The following is a 22,697-nucleotide window of genomic DNA, read 5'->3' as shown; positions in this document are numbered from 1 at the left end:
ATGAATTACACATCCATACAAGATATAGATGATATCCATACTTGGGTTGAGGAGGCGAAACAACTAAAGGCAAATCCGCTTGCTGATATAGCGTTAGGAAAGAACAAAACCCTTGGTCTGTTATTTTTTAATTCAAGTTTGCGTACACGACTAAGTACTCAAAAAGCGGCTTTAAATTTAGGAATGAATCCTATAGTTATGAACGTATCTGGTGACGCTTGGGGTATTGAGTTTGGAGATGGTACTGTGATGAATGGCAATACGGCTGAACATATTAAAGAGGCTGCCGCGGTAGTATCTCAATATTGCGATGTTATTGCCGTACGAGCCTTTCCTACATTAACGGATAAAACAAAAGATGAAAGTGAACAGGTGTTGAGTTCATTTGTTAAGTTCGCATCAGTACCCATTGTGAATATGGAAAGTGCAACAGGGCATCCTTTACAGGGATTAACAGATGCGTTAACGATTTCGGAACACGCAAAAATAGCTAAGCCAAAAGTGGTTTTAAGTTGGGCGCCTCACATTAAAGCTTTGCCTCATGCCGTAGGCAATAGTTTTGTTGAAGCCATGCAGAAAATGGATGTTGATTTTGTTATTGCTAATCCAGAAGGTTATGATTTAAACCCTGAAATAACAAAGGATACACCTGTATATCATAATCAAGAAGAGGCTTTTAAGGATGCCGATTTTGTGTATACAAAAAACTGGAGTTCTTATGATAATTATGGTCAAGTAATTAATACTGACCCCAATTGGATGATTACTAAAGATAAATTAGGAGCGGCTAAGTTTATGCATTGTTTACCAGTAAGACGCAATGTAGTTGTTGAAGATGCTGTTTTAGACAGTGACAGTTCTTTAGTCATTGAACAGGCAAATAACAGGACCTATGCTGCACAATTGGTTCTTAAAAAAATATTAGAGAATGGCTAAAGAGAAATTGTCTATAGTAAAAATAGGAGGGAATGTTATTGAAAATAAAGAAGCCTTAGAAACCTTTTTAGAGCATTTCTCTAAGTTAAAAGGAAAGAAAGTTTTAGTTCATGGTGGAGGAAAAAGAGCTACCTATATGGCTTCTAAGTTGGGAATTGAATCTAAAATGATAAATGGTAGACGTATTACAGATGCTGATACCTTAGAAGTTATCACTATGGTTTATGGCGGCTTGGTTAACAAAAATATTGTGGCTAAACTGCAAGGTTTAGATGTTGATGCTATTGGATTGACAGGAGCAGATGTTAACGCTATTAAATCTGAGAAGCGTCCTGTAAAGGATATTGATTATGGTTTTGTTGGTGATGTTAAAAAGGTTAATCATAAGGCCATAAATAAACTTATTTCTGCTGAATTTACGCCTGTTTTTTGTGCCATAACCCATGATAAAAAGGGACAATTATTTAATACAAATGCAGATACTATTGCTTCAGAATTAGCCATTGGGCTTTCAAATTTATATAAGGTAGAATTATTCTATTGTTTTGAAAAAAACGGGGTACTCATGTCTGTTGATGATGATGATTCAGTAATTGACTATATGGATTCTGGGACTTATGAGGTGCTTAAGCATGAAGGCGTATTTCATGATGGCATGCTTCCTAAACTAGAAAATTGTTATTACGCCATAGAAAATGGTGTGTCGAGAGTTTTCATAGGGAACCCTTCGGTAATTAGCAATAAAGATCAAAAGTTTACTACCTTGTACTTATGATGGAACAATTAAAAAATGATGCTATAGCTTTACTTAAAAAGCTCATAGAAACGCAATCTTTTTCATCTGAAGAAGCGGCTACAGCCACGCATATAGAGGATTGGTTTAAAGTCCATAATATTGATTTTAAGCGAACAAATAATAATGTATGGGCGATCAATAAACATTTTGAAGCTGGCAAGCCTACTTTATTGCTGAATTCCCATCATGATACTGTAAAGCCAAATTCGGCATACACCAGAGATCCTTTTAAAGCAGATGTCGAAGACGGTAAACTTTATGGATTAGGTAGTAATGATGCTGGCGGATGTCTTGTGTCCTTAATAGCCACATTCACTCATTTTTATAATTATGAAAATTTAAAATACAATTTAGTTATTGTGGCTTCTGCCGAAGAGGAGAGTAGTGGCCCCAATGGCTTAAATAGTATGTTGTCGGTAATACCCAATATTGATGTGGCTATAGTAGGTGAACCAACATTAATGAATTTGGCGGTTGCCGAAAAAGGCTTAGTTGTATTTGATGCTATCATTGAAGGGACGCCAAGTCATGCTGCGCATCCCAATGATAATAATGCTATTTATAATACGATAGCGGCATTACAATGGTTTGAAAACTGTACGTTTGAAAAAAGTTCAGAGGCATTAGGCGATGTTAAATTAACTGTGACGCAAATTAATGCGGGATCGCAACATAATGTTGTTCCTGGCCACACAGATTTGGTTATAGATGTGCGAGTAAATGACGCGTATAGTAATGCTGAAATAGCCGAAATTTTGCAAGAACAAGCGCCAGTAACAAAAATCACTCCACGTAGTTTGAGGTTGAATTCATCATCCATTCCTATGGAACACGATTTGGTGAAAGCCGGACTAGCCATGGGTAGAACAAGTTATGGTTCGCCAACCTTATCAGATCAAGCGGTATTGTCTTGTCCAAGTTTAAAATTAGGACCGGGGGATAGCACGCGGTCCCATTCAGCGGATGAATTTATATATATAAACGAAATAGAAGAAGGTATTGAAATTTATGTTGAACTGTTGAGTCGCGTAATTGTTTAGCGCATACCATCGAGACAATTCAATACATTAAAATAAAACACTTAAGAGAAATGAAACTTTGGGATAAGGGTATATCAATAGATAAAAAGATTGAACAATTTACAGTTGGAAATGACCGAGAAATAGATATTCATATTGCAAAGTATGATGTAATAGCCTCAAGAGCACATGCGAAAATGCTTCAAAAAATAGGCATTATTACGGTTGAAGAATTGGTCGATCTTTTAAGTGGATTAAAGGTTCTGGAAACTCAAATTGAAGAGGGTACTTTTGTTATTGATGCGCAGTTTGAAGATGTGCACTCTAAAATTGAATTCGAACTCACTAAAAGCTTAGGTGAAGTTGGAAAAAAAATTCATACAGCACGTTCAAGGAATGATCAAGTTTTAGTGGCTTGTCATTTATATTACAAGGAGAATTTAGGCCTTGTTAAACAAAAAACAAAAACATTATTTGATACACTTTTAAACCTAGCAGAGCAATACAAGGATAAGGTTTTGCCGGGTTATACACATTTGCAGGTGGCTATGCCATCATCATTTGGTTTGTGGTTTTCAGCTTATGCTGAATTAATGATTGATGACGTATTTCTTATTGATGCAGCAATTAAAACGGTTGATCAAAACCCATTAGGTTCAGCTGCTGGTTATGGTAGTTCGTTCCCAATCGACAGGAAATTAACGACTGAAGAAATGGGCTTTGCAACATTAAAATATAATGTGGTTGCTGCTCAGTTGGGTAGAGGTAAAAACGAGCGAACTATTGCCGCTGCATTGGGGAGTTTGTCTAATACATTGGCTCGTTTTGCTATGGATACATGCTTGTATATGAGCCAAAATTTTGATTTTTTGTCTTTTCCAGATGAGCTTACTACCGGAAGTAGTATCATGCCTCATAAAAAGAATCCAGATGTCTTTGAATTGATTCGTGGAAAGTGTAATAAAATTCAAGCCTTACAAAGTGAAATGGTTTTAATTACCAATAATTTGCCTACAGGATACCATAGGGATTATCAGCTTTTGAAAGAAAATATGATTGCCGCTTTCGAAGAATTAAAGGATATTCTAGAAATTTTAAATTACTCCATTCAACAAATCATTGTTAAAGATGTTGATATTAATGATGATAAGTACAAGTACTTATTTACAGTTGATAATATCAACACACTTGTAGTGGAAGGGATGAGTTTTAGGGAAGCCTACCAAAAGATTGGTGGTCAGGTTCAAGATGGTACTTATGTGCCAGATACCTCAAAAAAGCACACGCATGAAGGGAGTATTCATAATTTGTGTTTAGATGAGATTAGAGATAAGTTCCCTTTAGATTAAACGTTAACATATGAGATTGATAGGTGTTCTTTTTGGTTTTTTATTTATGATATCAAGTGTTTTTTCACAAGATCAGGTAGTTCAATTATGGGACGATATTCCTAATAGTCAAGAAACGGATGAGAAAGAAGATGTTAAGCAGGGCGATATTTTAAAAATTTATACGGTAAAGACGCCAACCCTAGAAATTTATGTGCCGGCTAAACGTCATGCCACAGATAAAGCTGTTGTTATTTGCCCTGGTGGTGGTTACCATTTTTTGTCTTATGATTGGGAAGGGACGGATGTCGCAAAATGGTTCAATTCAAAAGGGATAACGGCTTTTGTTTTAAAGTACCGATTACCAACTTCAAAATCCTTAAAAACTGCACACGAAGCGCCTTTGCAAGATGCACAACGGGCTATGCGTTGGGTGCGTGCTCACGCCGAGGATTATGATATTAACCCAAATAAAATAGGTGTTATTGGATTTTCGGCTGGTGGACATTTAGCTTCTACTTTAGGGACGCGATTTGATGCGCCAAATACATTTAAAGAACAGCCCTTGGATACCATTTCTGCGCGGCCAGATTTTATGGCATTGATATACCCGGTGATTACAATGAAACAGGGTTTTGTGCATATGGGGTCTCGAGATCGATTACTTGGTAAAAGTCCCAATCAAGCCTTGATTACTAAATATTCAAATGAGTTACAGGTCTCAAAGAAAACGCCTCCTACTTTTTTAGTGCATTCATCTGATGATCATGCCGTTCCTGTTGAAAACAGTATTAAGTTTTATTCAGCTTTAAAAAGTGAAGGTGTAGATGCTGAATTACATATATATCCTTACGGGAAGCATGGTTACTCCCTTGCGATAAACAAGGGGCGCTTACAAACGTGGACAGATCGAATGGACGATTGGTTAAGGAGCTTTTAATTTTATATTCTTAGTATTTTGGCAGGCATAATTATGATGAGTTTTATTATCATAATGAAGCTCGTAAGGCAAGTTATTCTTAGAAATGTCTCTCATGCTATTATACTTATCAGATTCTTCTATTTCTCATAATTCATAAGTTATTTCGCTTAGCTTAAAATTTAGTAAATTACAGTCTAACACGTTTTACTAATATTGGGAATATGCATATTAAAAAGATTTACACGACAAAAGAAATGTTTTGGTGGACACGGTTTGAGACCATGTTGTTCTTTTTCATTATTACATTTTGGGTTTCTATTTATTATTTTTTTGAGTTAAATTGGTTGAAAATTCCATGGACACCCTTGGCTTTAATTGGTACGGCTGTTGCTTTTGTAATAGGGTTTCAAAACAATGCAGCTTACGGACGTATATGGGAGGCAAGAAAAATTTGGGGAGGTATTGTAAATACATCTCGCACTTTTGGTGTTTACGTTCAGGATATGGTGAACAATGAATATGCGGAGGAAGATTGGGATGAAGCGGACTTGCAAAAGGAAATTAAAACATTAACTTATAGGCATATTGCTTGGATGAACGCCTTACGTCATGCTATGCGTATGCCAAAGCCGTGGGAAACTACGGTAAAACATAAAACCAATCAGGAATGGGGAGCGCGCCCACCCGAGTTAGATACTAATTTGGAGGATGATTTAAAACCATATATTTCTGATGCTGATTATCAGCACGTCATAAATAAATCTAATAAGCCAACCGCTTTATTGTATTTGCAGTCGCATCATCTGAGAGCTTTGAAAGAAAGTGGTGTGATTTGGGAATTTTCTTTTTTGCAATTGGAAGATATAATTCAAGAACTATTTAGTTTGCAGGGTAAAAGTGAGCGCATTAAAAATTTTCCTTACCCTAGACATTTTGCTACTTTAAATCATTTTTTTATGTGGATTTTTGTGCTTTTGTTGCCTTTTGCATTAGTTCCTCAATTTGCAAGCATTGGCAATGACGTGCTTGTTAATAACCCCCAAGTGGGCAAGTTTTTTATATGGTTAGCGATTCCGTTTTACGTTATTGTAGCGTGGATTTTTCATACCATGGAGCGTATTGGTCGGACTGGTGAAAATCCTTTCGAAGGCACGGCTAATGATGTTCCTATTTCAACCATAGCTAGAGGAATTGAAATTGATCTTCGCCAAAACTTAGGGGAGTCTCATGATAAGATACCTAAACAATTTGAAATAAAACTGCATACACAATTTTAAAATTAGGGTTTATCAATACAAATATTGTTCTGTCCTTAGAACTAATCTGAAGAGCTAAAAACTGTTATAGTCTTGCAGGATAGGCATATGTATAAACAACGAAAGCACATTTTTTACAATGTGCTTTAATGGACGTCTAATATGTTTAGTTTAATAGTTTGTTGACTAACTCAAATAATTAAATAATAGTAGATTGCCCTAAATGTATATTAGTAAAGTTTAGATTAGTTTCGTCTGGATTGTTTATAAAATCCTCAATAAAGTCACCAACTTTTGTGGTGCTAATATTATCATATTTTGTGTTCAAGTCTGGCGTGGTGATATGCAGTTTAAGTGATTTATCTACACCTTCTCTTATCCGGTTTGCTTCTTCATCTAGACCAAAATGGTCTAACAACATCGCCGCCGATAAAATAGATGCTATTGGATTAGCAATCCCTTTGTTAGCTGCTTTTGTAAATGCCCCATGAATAGGCTCAAACATAGCGTGCTTATCACCGGTTGATGCCGAAGCCAAAAGTCCAATTGAACCAACAATAACGCTAGCTTCTTCAGAAAGAATGTCGCCAAACATGTTTTCAGTTAAAATAACATCGAATTGCCTTGGGTTAATAATAAGCTCCATAGCAGCATTATCAATGTACATATAGTTAACCTTTACATTGGGATACTGCAAGGCAATTTCCTGTACTACACGTCTCCAGAGTTTGGAGCTTTCTAGTACATTTGCTTTGTCGACTAATGTTAATTTGTTTTTTCGCGATTGAGCAGCTTTAAACGCTAAATGGGTTATACGCTCTATTTCTAAGCGGTTATATTCACAAACATCTGAAGCCGTATTGCCATCTTCACTAAGAAAACGTTCTCCAAAATAAATGCCTCCCGTTAGTTCTCGATAAATAAGTATGTTGGTGTCCTTTATTTGCTTAATCTTTAATGAAGATTTATTTAAAATATCTTCATAAGCAATAACGGGTCTAATATTAGTATATAATCCAAGTTCTTTGCGTATTCCTAGAAGCCCCTGTTCAGGTCGAATTTTAGCATCTGGGTTATTATCATATTTTGGATCACCAATGGCTCCAAATAGAACAGCATCTGCTTTCTTGCATAAATCAATAGTTTCTTGAGGTAAAGGGTTTTCAGTTTTATCTATCGCTGCAGAACCTACTAATCCTGTTGTGAAAGTAAATATGTGGTTGAACTCCATAGCTATCGCTTTTAAAACCTTAACGGCTTGCGCGGTAACTTCTGGTCCTATACCATCGCCAGGCAATATGGCAATATTTAATTTCATTTTTTTTATTTATTTAAATTCGTGGTCAAAAGCATTATTAAAATAAAAGCAACCCTCATCGTCGCCCAAATATATTCGATTAAGAGGACACAATTTCTTTGTAAACCTTACTTTGCTCTATGATTTTATGAATATCAGTGTCATCCACTTCTTTTTTCTTATCTGCAAAACCTAAAAAATTGGTATAGATTTCATCCAATTGAAGTTTTGTAAGTTCATATCCAATATTCTTTGCTCTATATGCCAAGGCCGCTCTGCCGCTTCTAGCTGTTAAAACTATGGCAGATTCCGTAACACCTACATCTTTTGGGTCAATAATTTCATAGGTTTCACGGTTTTTAATGACACCATCTTGATGAATTCCAGAGCTGTGAGCAAAGGCATTTGCACCAACAATAGCCTTATTAGGTTGTGTATAAATACCCATACTATCTGAAACTAATTGGCTAATGCCATACAGCATTTCAGTTTTAATATTTGTATCTAAATTTAGATAAGGGTGTTGTTTAAGAATCATAACAACCTCTTCTAATGCAGTGTTTCCCGCGCGTTCACCAATACCATTTATGGTACATTCTATTTGTCTGGCCCCATTTATAACACCTTCAATAGAGTTTGCTGTGGCTAAACCTAAATCATTGTGACAGTGACATGATAAAATAGCTTTATCTATACCTGTGACGTTTTCTTTTAAATATTTAATTTTTGCCCCATATTCATGAGGAAGACAATATCCTGTAGTATCAGGAATGTTTAACACAGTGGCACCAGCTTTAATGACGGCCTCACATACACGGGCTAAATATTCGTTATCTGTTCTGCCTGCATCTTCGGCGTAAAATTCAACGTCTTCTACAAAAGTTTTCGCATAACTTACCGCTTTTACTGCACGTTCAATAATAGCTTCTTGAGTGGATTTGAACTTAAATTTAATGTGTGATTCAGAAGTTCCAATACCTGTGTGAATTCGTGCTGTCTTCGCATATTTTAGAGCTTCACCAGCAACTTTTATATCGTTTTCAACAGATCGTGTTAAACCACAAACTGTTGCATGTTTTACAATTTTAGAAATCTCTTCTACTGATTTGAAATCACCAGGACTAGACACTGGGAAACCAGCTTCAATAATGTCAACACCTAAACTGTCAAGCTGCTCAGCAATAATTAATTTCTGTTCAGTATTCAATTTACAACCAGGGACTTGTTCACCGTCTCTTAGCGTTGTGTCAAAAATTTGGACTTTATTATCAGACATTTAGTAAAATATATTTTCGTATTGTTTTACGAATGTATATTTTGGTTTTGTAAAATAGTAATTCTACATTTGTTTATTACGATGTTTAACATATTGAATAAGATGTTAAATAGCTATTAATGAGTTATTTAGCATTGTTTTTGTAACTATGACAAAAGAGCAAAAAGATAATTTATTTGTTTTAATAAAGTCACTATCTAAATCTGAAAAAAGGCAATTCAAGCTATATGTTGGAAGATTAGGTGTTAATGAAGATTCTAAGTTCTTGATGTTATTCAATATTTTAGATAAACTTTCGAGATATGATGAGGCGACGATTCTGAAAAAAGGGATTGTAAAAAAGCAACAACTCTCCAATTTAAAAGCCCACCTTTATAAGCAAATTTTAATTAGTTTAAGGCTGAATCCTTCGCATCAAGATATTAGAGTTCAAATTCGGGAACAGCTTGATTTTGCCACTATTTTGTATCATAAAGGTTTGTATAAGCAAAGTTTGAAAATTTTGGATAAAGCTAAAAACTTGGCAATTTCCAATGAAGAAAAAAATGTAGCTTATGAGATTGTAGAGTTTGAAAAGGTTATTGAGTCACAGTATATTACCCGAAGTTTAAATAATAGGGCAGATGAGCTTTCTGTGCAGGCCAAGGAGTTAAGTCAACAAAATGTTCTAGCTAGTAAACTTTCTAATTTATCACTACAACTTTACGGACAGTTTTTGAAAACCGGTTATGTTAAGAATAAAGCTGAAACAAAGCGCATCACGGAATATTATCATGATAGATTACCAAAATATGATATAAGTGAACTGGGGTTTAGAGAAAAACTTTGGCTGTACAAAGCTAAATTATGGTACAGTTTTTTAACTCAAGATTTTTTAGCCTGTTATAAATATGCCAGTAAATGGGTAGATTTATTTTATAAAAACAAGGAAATGATTGCCCTGAATCCTGTGTTTTTCTTGAGAGGAAACAACCATTTGCTAGAGTCGTTATTTTACTTGGGCCAGCATGAGAAATTTAAATATTCATTAAATAGATTTGAAAATATTACGCTTGAAAAGTGGTTTCCATTTGATGATAATATTGATGGTCTGGCGTTCCTATATATCTATAATAATAAGTTTAATCTTCATTTTATAGAAGGGAGTTTTGAAGCAGGTCTGCCTTTAATAGATGAAGTTTTAGAGCGGTTAAAAAATTATAAAGATCGTATTGATGAACATCATATTATGGTGTTTTATTACAAGATTGCAAGTATGTATTTTGGTGCAGGCGAAAATAAAAAATGTATCTATTTTTTAGAAAAAATCATCAGTAATAAATCGCTTCAGATGCGCGAAGATTTATTGTGTTTTTCTAGAATATTGAATCTTGTTGCGCATTATGAGGCTGGTTTAGATTATAATTTGGATGTCCTTATTAAAAGCACCTATAAGTTTTTAATTAAAATGGAAGATCTATATGAGGTGCAAAAAGAGTTCATTAAATTCTTACGTGGCTTAGGTGATATTTATCCTAATGAGGTCAAAAATGAATTTAAAAAATTGCACAGTAAATTAAAAGAATTTGAGGATGACCCTTATGAAAGCAGGGCTTTCCTATACTTAGATATTATCTCATGGCTTGAGTCTAAAATTCAAAATAGGCCTATTGGGCTCGTTATTAGAAATAAGTTTAACGAGTTGAAATATAACGCTTGATTTTAGTTGTAAACAAAAATTTTCGTTAAATAATTTGGATATTAACTTTTCTGAACGAATATTTGCAGTCACAAAGTTCAAACACTTATTGAAATGTTATCAAGAAAGGTGGAGGGATAGACCCAATGAAACCTTAGCAACCCTTTAAACTTATTAAAGAAGGTGCTAAATTCTACTTAAACTCAGATCCATTTATCAGAGTTTGGATAGATAACCCTAAAAAAATTGCTTTTAGTAATTTTTAAAAACTCTTTATAACATTTTTCTATTAAGTACGTCGCATTGGTGGCATATTGACTTTTGGTTTAATTTATTAATTCAAAAAATATTAGAAAAATGAGCGATTTAAAATTAGCAACAAACGCATTACACGCGGGACATGATGTAGCTTCAAATGGTGGAGCACGAGCTGTACCAATTTATCAAACAACGTCGTATGTTTTTAATAATTCAGATCATGCAGCAAACCTATTTTCATTACAAGAATTAGGTTTTATTTACACGCGACTCAACAATCCTACAAATCAAATTTTGCAAGAGCGTCTAGCAGCTGTTGAGGGCGGAATTGGAGCTGTGGTCTTTGCATCAGGTACAGCGGCTATAGCCACTGGGTTATTAACACTTTTGAAAGCAGGTGATCATGTTGTTGCTTCAAGTAGCTTGTACGGCGGAACCTATAATTTGTTAAGTGTGACTTTGCCAAGGTTAGGTATTACAACAACATTTGTAGATGCGTCAAATCCAGACAATTTTAAGGATGCAGTTCAGGATAATACCAGAGCATTTTTTGTTGAATCTTTGGGGAACCCTAAACTAGATGTGTTAGATCTAGAAGCAATTGCTGAGCATTCTAAAGCTGCCGAAGTTCCTTTTATAGTTGATAATACGGTGGCAACACCAGCATTATTGAATCCAATAAAGCACGGTGCTAATATTGTAATTCACTCTTTAACTAAATATATTGGTGGACAAGGTACTTCTTTAGGTGGTGCAATAATTGATGCGGGTACTTTTAATTGGGCTAATGGAAAATTTCCTGAGTTTACTGAGCCATCTGCTGGTTATCATGGACTTAAATATCATGAAGTTTTGGGGGCAGCCTCTTATACTTTTAAGTTGATTCTCGAAGGCTTAAGAGATTTTGGCGGCGCAATGAGTCCTACTAATGCTTTTAATATTATACAAGGTTTAGAGACCTTGCCAGTAAGAATTAAGCAGCATAGTGCAAACGCATTGGAATTGGCTCAATGGTTAGAAGCTCAAGATGAAGTAGCTTGGGTAAATTATCCTGGTTTAGAAAGTAGTAAATACAATGCTTTAGCTAAAAAATATTTACCAAAAGGGCAAAGTGGTATAGTTACTTTTGGACATAAAGGTGGTTTTGAAGCTGCAAAGACAATAGCAGATGAGACACAAGTATTTTCTTTACTTGCTAATATTGGAGATACCAAGTCTCTTATAATTCACCCTTCAAGTACAACGCATCAGCAATTAGATGAAGCTGAACAGGCATCGGCAGGGGTATCTACAGACCTGATAAGATTATCGGTAGGAATAGAAGATATCGAAGATTTAAAGGCAGATTTAAAACAGGCATTTTCAAAAATATAAGTAAGATTGAAACATCCGTTACAACATATTACCATTACTAATTTCACTACTGAAATAGGCGTACTTATTCCAGAAATAAAACTGAGTTATCAAGTTTTTGGAAAGGCTTTAGGCACGGCTCCTATTATTTTGATTAATCATGCCTTAACAGGGAATAGTGATGTTGCTGGGGAAAACGGCTGGTGGTTGGATTTGGTAGGAGATGATAAAGTTGTAGATACCAAGTTATATACGATTTTAGCGTTTAACATTCCCGGAAACGGATTTGATGGTTTTGTCATTGATAATTATAAAGATTTTGTCGCTAGAGATGTGGCAAATATATTTTTAATTGGTCTTGAAAGACTAAAGACAGGAAAGTTATTTGCTGTTGTGGGAGGCTCATTAGGAGGCGGTATCGCTTGGGAAATGGCGGTTCTTAAACCCAATTTAGCTGAGCATTTAGTGGTAGTTGCTACAGATTGGAAATCAACAGATTGGTTGATTGCTAATTGCCAAATTCAAGAGCAATTTTTAATCAATTCGAAACATCCAGTACATGATGCGAGAATGCATGCGATGCTGTGTTACCGAACTCCTGAATCTTTTAAAGAGCGTTTTCATCGCACCAAAAATGAAGATTTAGAAATTTTTAATGTCGAGAGTTGGTTATTACATCATGGCAAAAAGCTACAGGAGCGTTTTCAGCTTTCAGCTTATAAGTTGATGAACCAATTGTTAAAAACCATTGATGTTACTAAAGGCCGAGATGAAAATTTTAATGTGCTCGAAAATATAGAAGCTAATATTCATATTATCGGTGTGGATTCTGATTTATTTTTTACGGCTGAAGAAAACAGAGAAACCCAAAAACAATTGGCTTTATCCCATCCTAATGTGACCTATAATGAAATCCATTCGGTTCATGGTCATGATGCCTTTTTGATGGAGTATGAACAATTAGAAGAAATTATAGAAGGTATTTTTGTGCCACATTCTAAAAGAAAACGTATGAAAGTTTTAAAATTTGGAGGTAAATCTTTAGCCAACGGAAAAGGAATAGAGACGGTTCTTTCAATTATAGAAAATAAAGTAAAAGACGGCGATAGAATTACTGTTGTTGTATCTGCCAGAGGAACGGCGACAGATGATTTAGAGTCTATTTTGAATAAAGCGTTAAAGGGCGAATCTTTCCAAGAGGAGTTAGAGGCTTTTAAGGCGTATCAAATTGAACCCTTTAAAGCAGTTGATTTCTCAGAGGAGTTTGCCGTTTTAGATAAGTTGTTTGAGGGCGTTAGCTTGTTGCGCGATTACAGTAGCAAGACCAAAGACACCATTTTAGCGCAGGGTGAATTATTATCAGTCAAACTTATTACAAGTATTCTTAGTGCCCAAGGTATAAAGGCAAATACTGTTGATGCTCGGGAGCTCATTAAGACGGATGAAGCTTTTGGTAATGCACAACCTTTGTCAAAACTCTCTAGAGAAAATACCCAAGCTTTTTTTAAGAAGAATAAGGATGTTGTTAATGTTGTTACAGGCTTTATTGCGTCCAATTTAAAGAATGAAACTACAACTTTAGGTAGAAACGGCAGTAATTATACTGCAGCTTTAATTGCTAATTTTCTGGATGCAGAAGAGTTGCAAAACTACACGCATGTGAGTGGTATTTATACAGCAGACCCTAGTTTAGTTGCTGATGCAAAACAAATTCGAGAACTGTCTTTTAGCGAAGCTAATGAGTTGGCAAATTTTGGTACCTCAGTCCTGCATGCTAAGACCATCATTCCTTTAGTAGAAAAAAACATTAGCTTACGTATTTTAAATACGTTTAATGCAAATGATCCAGGTACACTAATTACTGCTAGGCCAAGTACTAAAGAAGTTACATCATTGTCCATACTAGATAATGTCGCTTTATTAAATCTTGAAGGTCGTGGATTACTTGGTAAAATTGGAGTTGATGCAAGAATTTTTAAGGCGCTTAGTAATTACAATATTAGCGTGAGCATAGTGTCTCAAGGCTCTTCAGAACGTGGTATTGGCCTTATTATAAATGCAGATCAAGCAACACAGGCGGTGATAGCTTTAGAGCGCGAGTTTGAAAGTGATTTTTATTCTCAAGATGTTAACAAGATTGATGTTGTTGATGATGTTGCAGTGATCTCGATTGTAGGTATTGAACTGAGCTCTTTCCATAAACCATTTAATGCCTTAATCAAAAATCAAATTACGCCTTTATTGTTTAATAATACGGTGACCGGTAAGAATGTAAGCTTAGTGGTGAAAAAGAATCAATTACACAAGGCGGTTAATGTGATTCATGGGGAAGTTTTTGGAATTTCAAAAAAGATAAATGTTGCCATTTTTGGTCATGGTGGCGTAGGTGGTGCCTTAATTAACCAGATATTAAAATCAAAAGATGATATTGAAAAGCGCAAAGGCATTAATTTGAATGTGTTTGCTATAGCAAATTCTAAAAAACTACTATTAAATAAAAATGGTGTTGATGTCCATTGGGAGGAAAACATAAAAACGACATCTCAAGGTAGCGCTTTAGATGATGTTATTAATTTCGCTAAATCAAATCATCTTGAAAATTTAATTGCTGTTGATAATACGGCGAGTGCTGTTTTTTATCAAAATTATGTCCCACTTGTAGAAGCTGGTTTTGATTTAGTGTCTTCCAATAAGGTGGCGAATACCGTGTCTCACGAGTTTTATAAAGATTTACGTTTGCAGTTAAAAGGCCATAATAAGCAATACTTATACGAAACTACTGTTGGAGCGGGGCTACCTTTAATAGATACTATTAAATTATTACATGAGTCGGGAGAGAATATTACTAGAATTAGAGGTGTTTTTTCTGGAACCTTGAGTTATTTGTTCAATAATTTTTCTGTTCAAGATAAGCCTTTCAGCGCTATTGTTCAGGAAACTATAGACAAAGGGTTTACTGAGCCAGATCCTCGAGAAGATTTTTCAGGAAATGATGTGGCTAGAAAGTTGCTTATTCTGGCAAGAGAGTTAGATTTGCAAAATGAATTTGAGGATGTAGCAGTTCAAAATTTAATTCCGGAAGCCTATCAGAATATTTCGGTGGAATCATTTTTAAACCAGTTACGGGTCCTAGATGAAGAATTTGAAAAGATAAAAGACAACCAAGAAGAAGGTTATGTTTTACGATATGTAGGAGATTTAAGTGGTGATTTATCTCAGGATAAAGGACATTTAGAGGTAAAATTAGTGTCAATTCCAGAAGATAGTACCTTAGGTCATGTCAAAGGATCTGATGCCATTTTTGAAATATTTACAGAGTCTTATGGCGAACAGCCTATTGTGATCCAAGGTGCTGGTGCAGGTGCAGAAGTAACTGCAAGGGGCGTGTTTGGAGACATATTAAGATTGTCTAAGCATATAAATTAAATGAAGACTTTAGCTTATGCTAAAGCATGAACAATGAGCGAGAAAAAAAAGCAATTTGAAACAGAAGCGATAAGAACGCAGAGCGGAACTACTCAGTATTCTGAGCATTCAGTACCCTTATACTTAACATCAGGATTTGTATTTGAAGACTCTGAAGAAATGAGGGCTTCCTTTGCAGAAGAAAAACAACGCGATTTATACAGCCGATATAGTAATCCAAATACAAATGAATTTGTAGATAAAGTGTGCTTAATGGAAGGTGCTGAGGCAGGTTTTGCTTTTGCTACTGGAATGGCAGCTGTGTTTTCAACATTTGCTACGTTGTTAGACGCTGGTGATCATGTGGTGTCTTGTAGTTCTGTGTTTGGAGCAACCCATGGTTTGTTTACAAAGTATTTTCCAAAATGGAATATTGAATGCTCTTATTTTAATATCAATGAAGTTGAAGATATAGAACGTCTGATTCGTCCAAATACAAAGTTTATTTATGCTGAAACGCCAACGAATCCGGGTGTTGATGTATTAGATTTAGATTTTTTAAGTGCGGTTTGTAAAAAGCATAACATACTGTTAGTTATTGATAATTGTTTTGCAACACCTTATTTACAGAACCCCATAAAACACGGTGCTGATTTGGTAATTCACTCCGCTACAAAATTAATGGATGGCCAAGGCCGTGTTTTAGGAGGAATAACAGTTGGTAAAAAGGAGTTAATTCGCGAGATTTATCTGTTTTCTAGACTTACAGGACCATCAATGAGTCCTTTTAATGCATGGGTGCTATCAAAGTCTTTAGAAACCTTAGCTATTCGAGTTGAAAAGCATTGTGAAAATGCTCTGAAATTAGCGATATATTTAGAGGCGCATCCTAAAGTCAATTGGGTCAAATATCCTTTCTTAAAGTCGCACCCTAAGTATGATATCGCAAAAAAACAGATGAAGTTAGGCGGTAATATTGTCGCTTTCGAAGTTGAAGGTGGTATTGAAGGCGGAAAAGCTTTTTTTGATGCCATTAAGATGTGTTCTCTTTCTGCTAATTTGGGAGATACAAGAACCATCGTGACGCATCCTGCCAGCACAACTCATGCGAAAGTTGAACCAGAAGTTAAAGCGGCTGCTGGTATAACGGATGGTATGGTGCGTTGTTCTTTAGGTTTGGAGCATATTGATGATATTATTGATGATATAGAGCAGGCATTGGGAAGTTAAGCTTATTTGATTCTTATTTTTTATAATTGTATAGCATCGCTTCACTTTATTGAAGCTGGTTGTCCAATTAGATAGATTATTTTCGGTTTTTATGGTTTTTAGGTATTATTTTTGCAAAAAAAAGTTGCACGTAACTGTTAGTATGTGAAATCGATACTTAAGTGCGCGTGTAAAATGAAGATAATTATGGAAGTTAAAAACCAAATCAAGAACCTTTTCATCTTTAACAAAACTATTATGGCACTTACTTTATTCGTGTTTTTAGTTCATTGTAGTTCTTCTGATTCCGAAATAATGGAGGAGGAGCAAAAAGAAGAAATAGTAGATGAAGAAGAAAATAATGGGCCATCAGGAGTGCTAGATCCAGGCAAGACGCCTTCTGAGAATTTTGATTTAACCACGTGGAATTTGAGTATACCTGAGAACAAAGGCAACGGAACAGCCACAACAATTTCGGTTAGTCAGATTAATGCATCTTATGAAAACAGCAAATATTTCTTTACAGCAGATGATGGTGGTATGGTATTTAAATGTCCGGTTGATGGTTTTAAAACTTCTGTAAATACTAGTTATACTCGGGTAGAACTTCGTGAAATGTTAAGAGGTACAAACACGAGTATTAAAACTCAAGGTGTAAATAAAAATAACTGGGTTTTTGGCACAGCTCCAACTTCGGATAAAAATGCCGCGGCAGGTTATGACGGTGAAATGTCGGCTACACTTGCAATAAATCATGTCACAACTACAGGAAACAACAGTCATATAGGTCGAGTGGTTATAGGTCAAATACATGCTAATAATGATGAGCCTGTACGTTTATACTACAGAAAGTTAAAGAATAATACGTTGGGTTCAATTTATTTTGCACATGAGCCAACGGATGGTAACGGCGATGAACAATGGCATGAAATGATTGGTTCTAGAAGTAATAGTGCCGCGAATCCTTCTGATGGCATAGCACTTGATGAAAAGTTTAGCTACAACATTAAGGTGGTAGGAGATATTTTGACAGTTACTATTATTAGAGAAGGAAAAGAGGATGTCGTGAAAACTGTAAATATGGCTAATAGCGGATTTAATGTAGCGGGTCAATATATGTATTTTAAAGCTGGCTTGTACCATTTGAATAATTCTGGTGATGATACCGACTATGCTCAGGTTACTTTTTACGCTTTAGAGAAATCGCATACTCTTAATTAGTTTTGTTTTTAAATGTATAATCTTAGATCTTATAGTATTTCAATAGAAAATTAATTGAGCAAATTTGATGGAAAATAAAACCATATATCAAATAGATGCGTTTACAGATCAAGCATTTAAAGGAAACCCTGCGGGGGTGATGATTTTAGATAAATTACCTTCGACAGAATGGATGCAACAAATGGCTATGGAAATGAACTTGTCTGAAACGGCTTTTGTTGCGCCAAATGGTGATGGTTTTGATATTCGATATTACACGCCGTCAGTTGAAATTCCTTTGTGTGGTCATGCTACTTTGGCTTCGGCTCATATTATGTATCAAATTGGATTAAAAGAAAGTACCGAAAGTATTCACTTTAATTCCAAAGGAGGCGATTTAAATATAAGTAAGGATGATGATGGTTTGGTCATGATTTTTCCAAAATATAGTTTAACACCTATTGATACACCAGATAATTTTAAGGAGTATCTCGGTTTTGAACCTGTTGAATTTTACCTTACCGATTATAACTGGGTTTTAGCAGTGGCTAATTCGCAAAATGAAATTGCTCAATTTAAGCCTAATTTTGAGAGTTTGAAGGCCAATGGATTGGGGCGTTTAATCATTACTGCAAAAGGTGATGAGGCAGATTTTGTTTGCCGTTGTTTTGTTCCAGCTATGGGAGTTAACGAAGACCCCGTAACAGGTTCTGCACATTGTGCTTTAACACCTCTGTGGACAGATCGATTAGGGAAAAATGAAATGACTTCACATCAAATTTCTAAACGAAAAGGTGAACTGAAAGTCTCTATGTTAGGAAATAACGTTAAAATTAAAGGTCAAGCTGTAACTGTTTTTGAAGCTCAACTTAAAATCAGAAATACATCTAGTATCTAAAACCTTTCCTGTACATTTATAATATTAAATTTTGATTGTGAGGAAATGTTTTTGAAATGGAAAACACCATTATTTATCGGGTTGGGATTAAATTTAAAGTTATTCATGTCTAGACTTTTTTTGCTTAGCCTAGCTACTTTACGACCCTGAAATCTGTATAGATTAAATCCTGAAAAACCACTTTAATATTTAATAAAGAATACATTTATATATGTTCTTTTTTACTAAGCAAATGAACTTAAGGCTTTGGCCATAATCTAGCGTTATGAAAAATTAAATCGATATAGCCCCATTATAAAATGGAGCTATATGATAAATCTATTTGATGATTAACTTCTTTGTAGTTACTGCAACATCACTTTTAAATTGAATAATATAAAGACCAGGATTAAGTTGATGAGTTGAAACCTTATGAGTCTTAGAATTAATAATATTTGTTTGAACCAACGCCCCATTCATATTATAAATCTCAGCTTTTAAAGGAGAATTAAAATTAATGTTTTCAATAGTAACAAAATCTTTGGCTGGATTAGGGAAGAGTTTAATACTGTTTTTTAGGACATTATCTTGCGTTGATAAGCTACCTGCAGGAACTATTTCAAATCCAGAATAGAGACTATTAATATTGCCAAAATTTAAAGCAGCAAAAATTTGTAATACTGCGGATTCTGAACTATTTCCAGTATTATGATTGGCTACGGTATAATTTACTGTTTCAGTAATCTGTGCTGCACCAATGGGGATATTGTTAATAGTAAGATTAGGCCCAACTGCTGTTCCGCCATTGTTAATTGCGTATCTAACGACAACTCGGGCAAAACCACCACTAAATGCTGTAATATTAGAATAGCTTACTTCTAGGCTTAAGACTTCGCCTATTTCTATCCTACCTGATCTTTGTGTTTTAAATGCCTCTACCGTTATGCCATTAATTTTATTTATAGATACGGCTTGTGGAATAAGCGCACCTATTTCAACATCGGCTTCATCATATATTGTATTGTTATCTTTAGAGGTAGCTCTAATTTTTACGGTTCCTTTGGCTATACCAGTTACATTACCATTTTGATCCACAATAGCAATAGCATCATTGCTACTAGACCAAGTGACATTTTTATTATCAGAATCAGCTGGTAATATAGTTGCTGTTAATTGTTTAGTGTCATTCTCTACAATAATTATATTATCTGGAAACACCGATACTGAAGTTACTGGAATGTTGAAAAATGCAACTAGAGTAATTTCACTTGTAGCTACTAAAGAATTATCTAAATTACTTCTAGCTGTTATGGTTGCAGTTTGTCCTTCAGTACCTTCAGCAGTAATTACGCCATTTTGATCTACAGAAACAATGGCATTGTTAGTAGAACTCCAAGTAGCACTTGGATTACCATTTGTAGGAGTCATTAGTGTTTCAAGTTGAGAATATGTACCAACTCTTAGATTTTTAGGATCCGGGCTTATTGCGATACCTGTTGGTTCTGCATAAGGACGAATTTCTTCAGGTAATTGCAGTGCTAAATCTGTACTTTGATTATTTATGTTATGTGTAAGATAATCAGTGTCATAAAAAGCAATATAATCGACTATCGCAGTGTTAGATCTACCTTTAAGAAAAAAGGTATATTCTTCTCCTTCGGTCAAATTATAAAATACACCATTATTCCCATTATGTTCTAGGTTAATACAAGTTCCCCAATTATTAGCACCTCTACCAAAAAATTTATGAAATGTTTTCAAGTCAGAAACAGAATGTTTAGTCGATCCACTCGTAAAATCACCTTCCATCTTTATAAAAAAGTCATTTCTTAAATCAGCCAACTCCCACCATACTGGATCTGTCTCCCCAGCAGGCGTTAACCACTTTCCTTTGTTTGGGTTGTTGGATTCTCTTAGTGGAGAATGCATGCGCATTGCAACTTGGTAAGTACCTGTTTTAGGGCAGATAAATTTGTATTCTAATTCACTCCCAGCCCCCTGCCAAGGGCCAGTATATTCTAAATATGTGTTGTTTGCTGGATCAGGTGATGAGCCAGGATAGAATAAATATTCTAAATAACCAGGATCTCCTGGTTGTCTTACAGTCCATAAATTACCTAAAGGAGTTTCTGTGTCTTCTGCTTCTAAGACAATATAATCAGGGCCATATTTTATATTACCTTGGGCTTCGGTAAGATTGATAGAAAATAAAGCGCAGAAAAAAGTAAGCACTATAAAAGTAAGTTTTGTAGTCATAATTAATTTTATTTAGTTGAACTTGTGAAATTATGCTTTTTGTATACAAAAAGCATAATTTGAATTGATTAATTAACTAGACAAAAACTATACAGCGTTTAATTTTAGGGACTTTGACGAAAAATATATTAATAATTTTATCTTCGCAATATGTTATCGAAAAAAACGAAATACGGACTCAAAGCACTAACATACATTGCCAGAAGTATTGGTGATACCCCTATACAGGTAAGTGAAATAGCAAAAAGTGAACAAATTCCTCAAAAATTTCTAGAAGGGATATTGCTTACATTAAGGAAATCTGGGATTTTAGGTTCCAAAAAAGGAAAGCATGGCGGCTACTATTTAAGGAGTGAACCTGCGGAAATTAAAATGACAGACGTGATGCGTGTTCTAGAAGGACCAATTGCTATGGTGCCCTGTGTAAGTTTAAACTTCTATGAAAAGTGTGATGACTGCCCTGATGAAGATAAATGCAGCGTCAACAAACTTATGATTCAAGTACGAGATAATACACTTAAAGTATTTAGAAATACAACTTTAGCCGATTTATCGCAAATAGATTAATTAAGATTCCTCAAAAAAAATCTATTTATTGAAAGATTATTGTTGCTATATCCTGAATATATTCCATTTTTCTAAAAAGTTGTTAAATCTCTTTTTTATGTAATAAATTGTATTACTTTTGTAATCCCTACTAAATTGATAGGATTAATATAATACAACGACAAATGATTGCGCAAATGTTATTAAAGAGCAAGGAGAAATCTACATATAAGGAGGATAGTGCCGGTGAAAAACCAATTAGAAGTGTTGCCAAAGCCTTAAGTTGGAGAGTCGTGGGAACCTTAGATACCTTATTAGTTTCTTATGTTTTAACAGGAGAAATGTCTCTTGCAGCTTCAATAGCTTCAGTAGATTTTATCACTAAATTAATTTTATACTTTTTTCATGAACGCGCTTGGAACGTTATTAAGTGGGGAAAATAAAAAGATAGTACAATGTTCACAGAAACTCAAATAGAAGAATTAAATAAGAGCTTTGAAAAGGCTACACCAGCAGAAATAATCAAGAAGGCTTTTGTGCTTAATGATAAAGCTGTTGTTACAACAAATTTTAGACCTTATGAGGCCGCTATTTTACATGCAGTAAGTAAAATGGAATCAACAATACCGGTGGTGTGGTGTGATACAGGTTATAATACGCCACAAACCTATAAACATGCAGAACAAGTTATTAAAGATTTAAACTTGAATGTGTCTTTATATGTGCCAAAACAAACATCGTCACACAGAGATGTGGTTATGGGAATTCCTAGTATTGATGCGCCAGAGCATGCCTTGTTTACAGAGCAGGTGAAATTAGAGCCATTCAAAAGAGCCATGGATGAGCATAAGCCAAACGTTTGGTTTACAAACTTGCGTCAAGGGCAAACAGCGTTTAGAAATAGCATCGGCATTTTTAGTTTAAGTAAAGATGGTGTTTTAAAAGTGAGTCCTTTCTATTTTTGGTCTGATGAAAAATTAGATGCCTATTTAGAAGAAAATAACTTACCAAACGAATTTAAATATTTCGATCCAACAAAAGCATTAGAAAATAGAGAGTGTGGATTACACGCTTAAATAAAAGAT

General features: G+C 34.9%; 18 protein-coding genes and 1 riboswitch. Of the genes, 15 read left to right on the top strand and 3 right to left on the bottom strand.

Features of this window, described 5'->3' with window-relative positions:
* From IE051_RS04030 to IE051_RS04005, 6 genes are all read left to right on the top strand, one after another.
* Positions 1-936, top strand: coding sequence for an N-acetylornithine carbamoyltransferase (locus IE051_RS04030; protein WP_189359496.1), 936 nt, complete (start codon positions 1-3; stop codon positions 934-936).
* The gene (gene argB, locus IE051_RS04025; protein WP_189359495.1) at positions 929-1,711 is read left to right on the top strand and encodes an acetylglutamate kinase; all 783 of its coding nucleotides are present in this window, start codon (positions 929-931) and stop codon (positions 1,709-1,711) included. The genes IE051_RS04030 and argB overlap by 8 nt, the downstream gene beginning before the upstream one ends.
* On the top strand, positions 1,708-2,772 hold the full coding sequence (locus tag IE051_RS04020; RefSeq protein WP_189359494.1) for a M20/M25/M40 family metallo-hydrolase: 1,065 nt from the start codon (positions 1,708-1,710) through the stop codon (positions 2,770-2,772). Before argB ends, IE051_RS04020 begins: the two co-directional genes overlap by 4 nt.
* 50 nt (positions 2,773-2,822) lie before the next feature.
* Positions 2,823-4,100 carry an argininosuccinate lyase gene (gene argH, locus IE051_RS04015; RefSeq protein ID WP_189359493.1) on the top strand — a complete coding sequence of 426 codons (1,278 nt, stop codon included), beginning with the start codon at positions 2,823-2,825 and terminating at the stop codon, positions 4,098-4,100.
* Between the two features lie 10 nt (positions 4,101-4,110).
* Entirely contained in the window at positions 4,111-5,019 is a 909-nt protein-coding gene (locus IE051_RS04010) for an alpha/beta hydrolase (protein WP_189359492.1), read from the top strand.
* 203 nt (positions 5,020-5,222) lie between these two features.
* The gene (locus tag IE051_RS04005) at positions 5,223-6,278 is read left to right on the top strand and encodes a bestrophin family protein (RefSeq protein WP_189359491.1); all 1,056 of its coding nucleotides are present in this window, start codon (positions 5,223-5,225) and stop codon (positions 6,276-6,278) included.
* A 178-nt stretch (positions 6,279-6,456) separates the two neighbouring features.
* Here the strand turns inward: IE051_RS04005 and leuB are convergent, their stop codons facing one another.
* A complete protein-coding gene (gene leuB, locus IE051_RS04000) occupies positions 6,457-7,575 on the bottom strand; it encodes a 3-isopropylmalate dehydrogenase (RefSeq protein ID WP_189359490.1) in 1,119 nt (372 codons plus the stop codon).
* A 79-nt stretch (positions 7,576-7,654) separates the two neighbouring features.
* Positions 7,655-8,830 carry a 2-isopropylmalate synthase gene (locus IE051_RS03995; protein WP_189359489.1) on the bottom strand — a complete coding sequence of 392 codons (1,176 nt, stop codon included), beginning with the start codon at positions 8,828-8,830 and terminating at the stop codon, positions 7,655-7,657.
* A gap of 148 nt (positions 8,831-8,978) precedes the next feature.
* Between IE051_RS03995 and IE051_RS03990 the strand changes: the two genes are divergently transcribed.
* The 6 genes from IE051_RS03990 to IE051_RS03965 all read left to right on the top strand — a co-directional run bounded on the left by IE051_RS03990 (position 8,979) and on the right by IE051_RS03965 (position 18,831).
* Positions 8,979-10,529, top strand: coding sequence for a hypothetical protein (locus IE051_RS03990; protein WP_189359488.1), 1,551 nt, complete (start codon positions 8,979-8,981; stop codon positions 10,527-10,529).
* Positions 10,530-10,622: 93 nt separating this feature from the next.
* Positions 10,623-10,746, top strand: a riboswitch (SAM riboswitch).
* 119 nt (positions 10,747-10,865) lie between these two features.
* A complete protein-coding gene (locus IE051_RS03985; RefSeq protein WP_189359487.1) occupies positions 10,866-12,140 on the top strand; it encodes an O-acetylhomoserine aminocarboxypropyltransferase/cysteine synthase family protein in 1,275 nt (424 codons plus the stop codon).
* Between the two features lie 6 nt (positions 12,141-12,146).
* The gene (gene thrA, locus IE051_RS03980; protein ID WP_189359486.1) at positions 12,147-15,545 is read left to right on the top strand and encodes a bifunctional aspartate kinase/homoserine dehydrogenase I; all 3,399 of its coding nucleotides are present in this window, start codon (positions 12,147-12,149) and stop codon (positions 15,543-15,545) included.
* A 33-nt stretch (positions 15,546-15,578) separates the two neighbouring features.
* Positions 15,579-16,754, top strand: a complete 1,176-nt coding sequence (locus IE051_RS03975; RefSeq protein WP_189359485.1) for a trans-sulfuration enzyme family protein — start codon at positions 15,579-15,581, stop codon at positions 16,752-16,754.
* Between the two features lie 237 nt (positions 16,755-16,991).
* Entirely contained in the window at positions 16,992-17,954 is a 963-nt protein-coding gene (locus IE051_RS03970; protein ID WP_229796725.1) for a polysaccharide lyase family 7 protein, read from the top strand.
* Positions 17,955-18,021: 67 nt separating this feature from the next.
* Complete coding sequence (locus IE051_RS03965) at positions 18,022-18,831, top strand: PhzF family phenazine biosynthesis protein (protein WP_229796724.1); 810 nt, start codon at positions 18,022-18,024, stop codon at positions 18,829-18,831.
* Between the two features lie 318 nt (positions 18,832-19,149).
* On the opposite strand, the gene IE051_RS03960 is transcribed toward IE051_RS03965, so the two are convergent.
* Positions 19,150-21,066, bottom strand: coding sequence for a T9SS type A sorting domain-containing protein (locus IE051_RS03960; protein WP_189359482.1), 1,917 nt, complete (start codon positions 21,064-21,066; stop codon positions 19,150-19,152).
* A gap of 150 nt (positions 21,067-21,216) precedes the next feature.
* On the opposite strand from IE051_RS03960, the gene IE051_RS03955 reads away from it, so the two are divergent.
* From IE051_RS03955 to IE051_RS03945, 3 genes are all read left to right on the top strand, one after another.
* Positions 21,217-21,633, top strand: coding sequence for an RrF2 family transcriptional regulator (locus tag IE051_RS03955; RefSeq protein ID WP_189359481.1), 417 nt, complete (start codon positions 21,217-21,219; stop codon positions 21,631-21,633).
* Between the two features lie 176 nt (positions 21,634-21,809).
* Positions 21,810-22,055 carry a DUF2061 domain-containing protein gene (locus IE051_RS03950; protein WP_373294330.1) on the top strand — a complete coding sequence of 82 codons (246 nt, stop codon included), beginning with the start codon at positions 21,810-21,812 and terminating at the stop codon, positions 22,053-22,055.
* Positions 22,056-22,067: 12 nt separating this feature from the next.
* Positions 22,068-22,688, top strand: a complete 621-nt coding sequence (locus IE051_RS03945; RefSeq protein ID WP_189359479.1) for a phosphoadenosine phosphosulfate reductase domain-containing protein — start codon at positions 22,068-22,070, stop codon at positions 22,686-22,688.
* Positions 22,689-22,697: the final 9 nt, after the last annotated feature.

This window comes from Algibacter mikhailovii, assembly GCF_014651495.1.
GTDB classification, from domain to species: Bacteria; Bacteroidota; Bacteroidia; order Flavobacteriales; family Flavobacteriaceae; genus Algibacter_E; species Algibacter_E mikhailovii.
The sequence above is the reverse complement of the archived record's forward strand: the minus strand, read 5'-3'. Positions and strand labels throughout refer to the sequence as shown.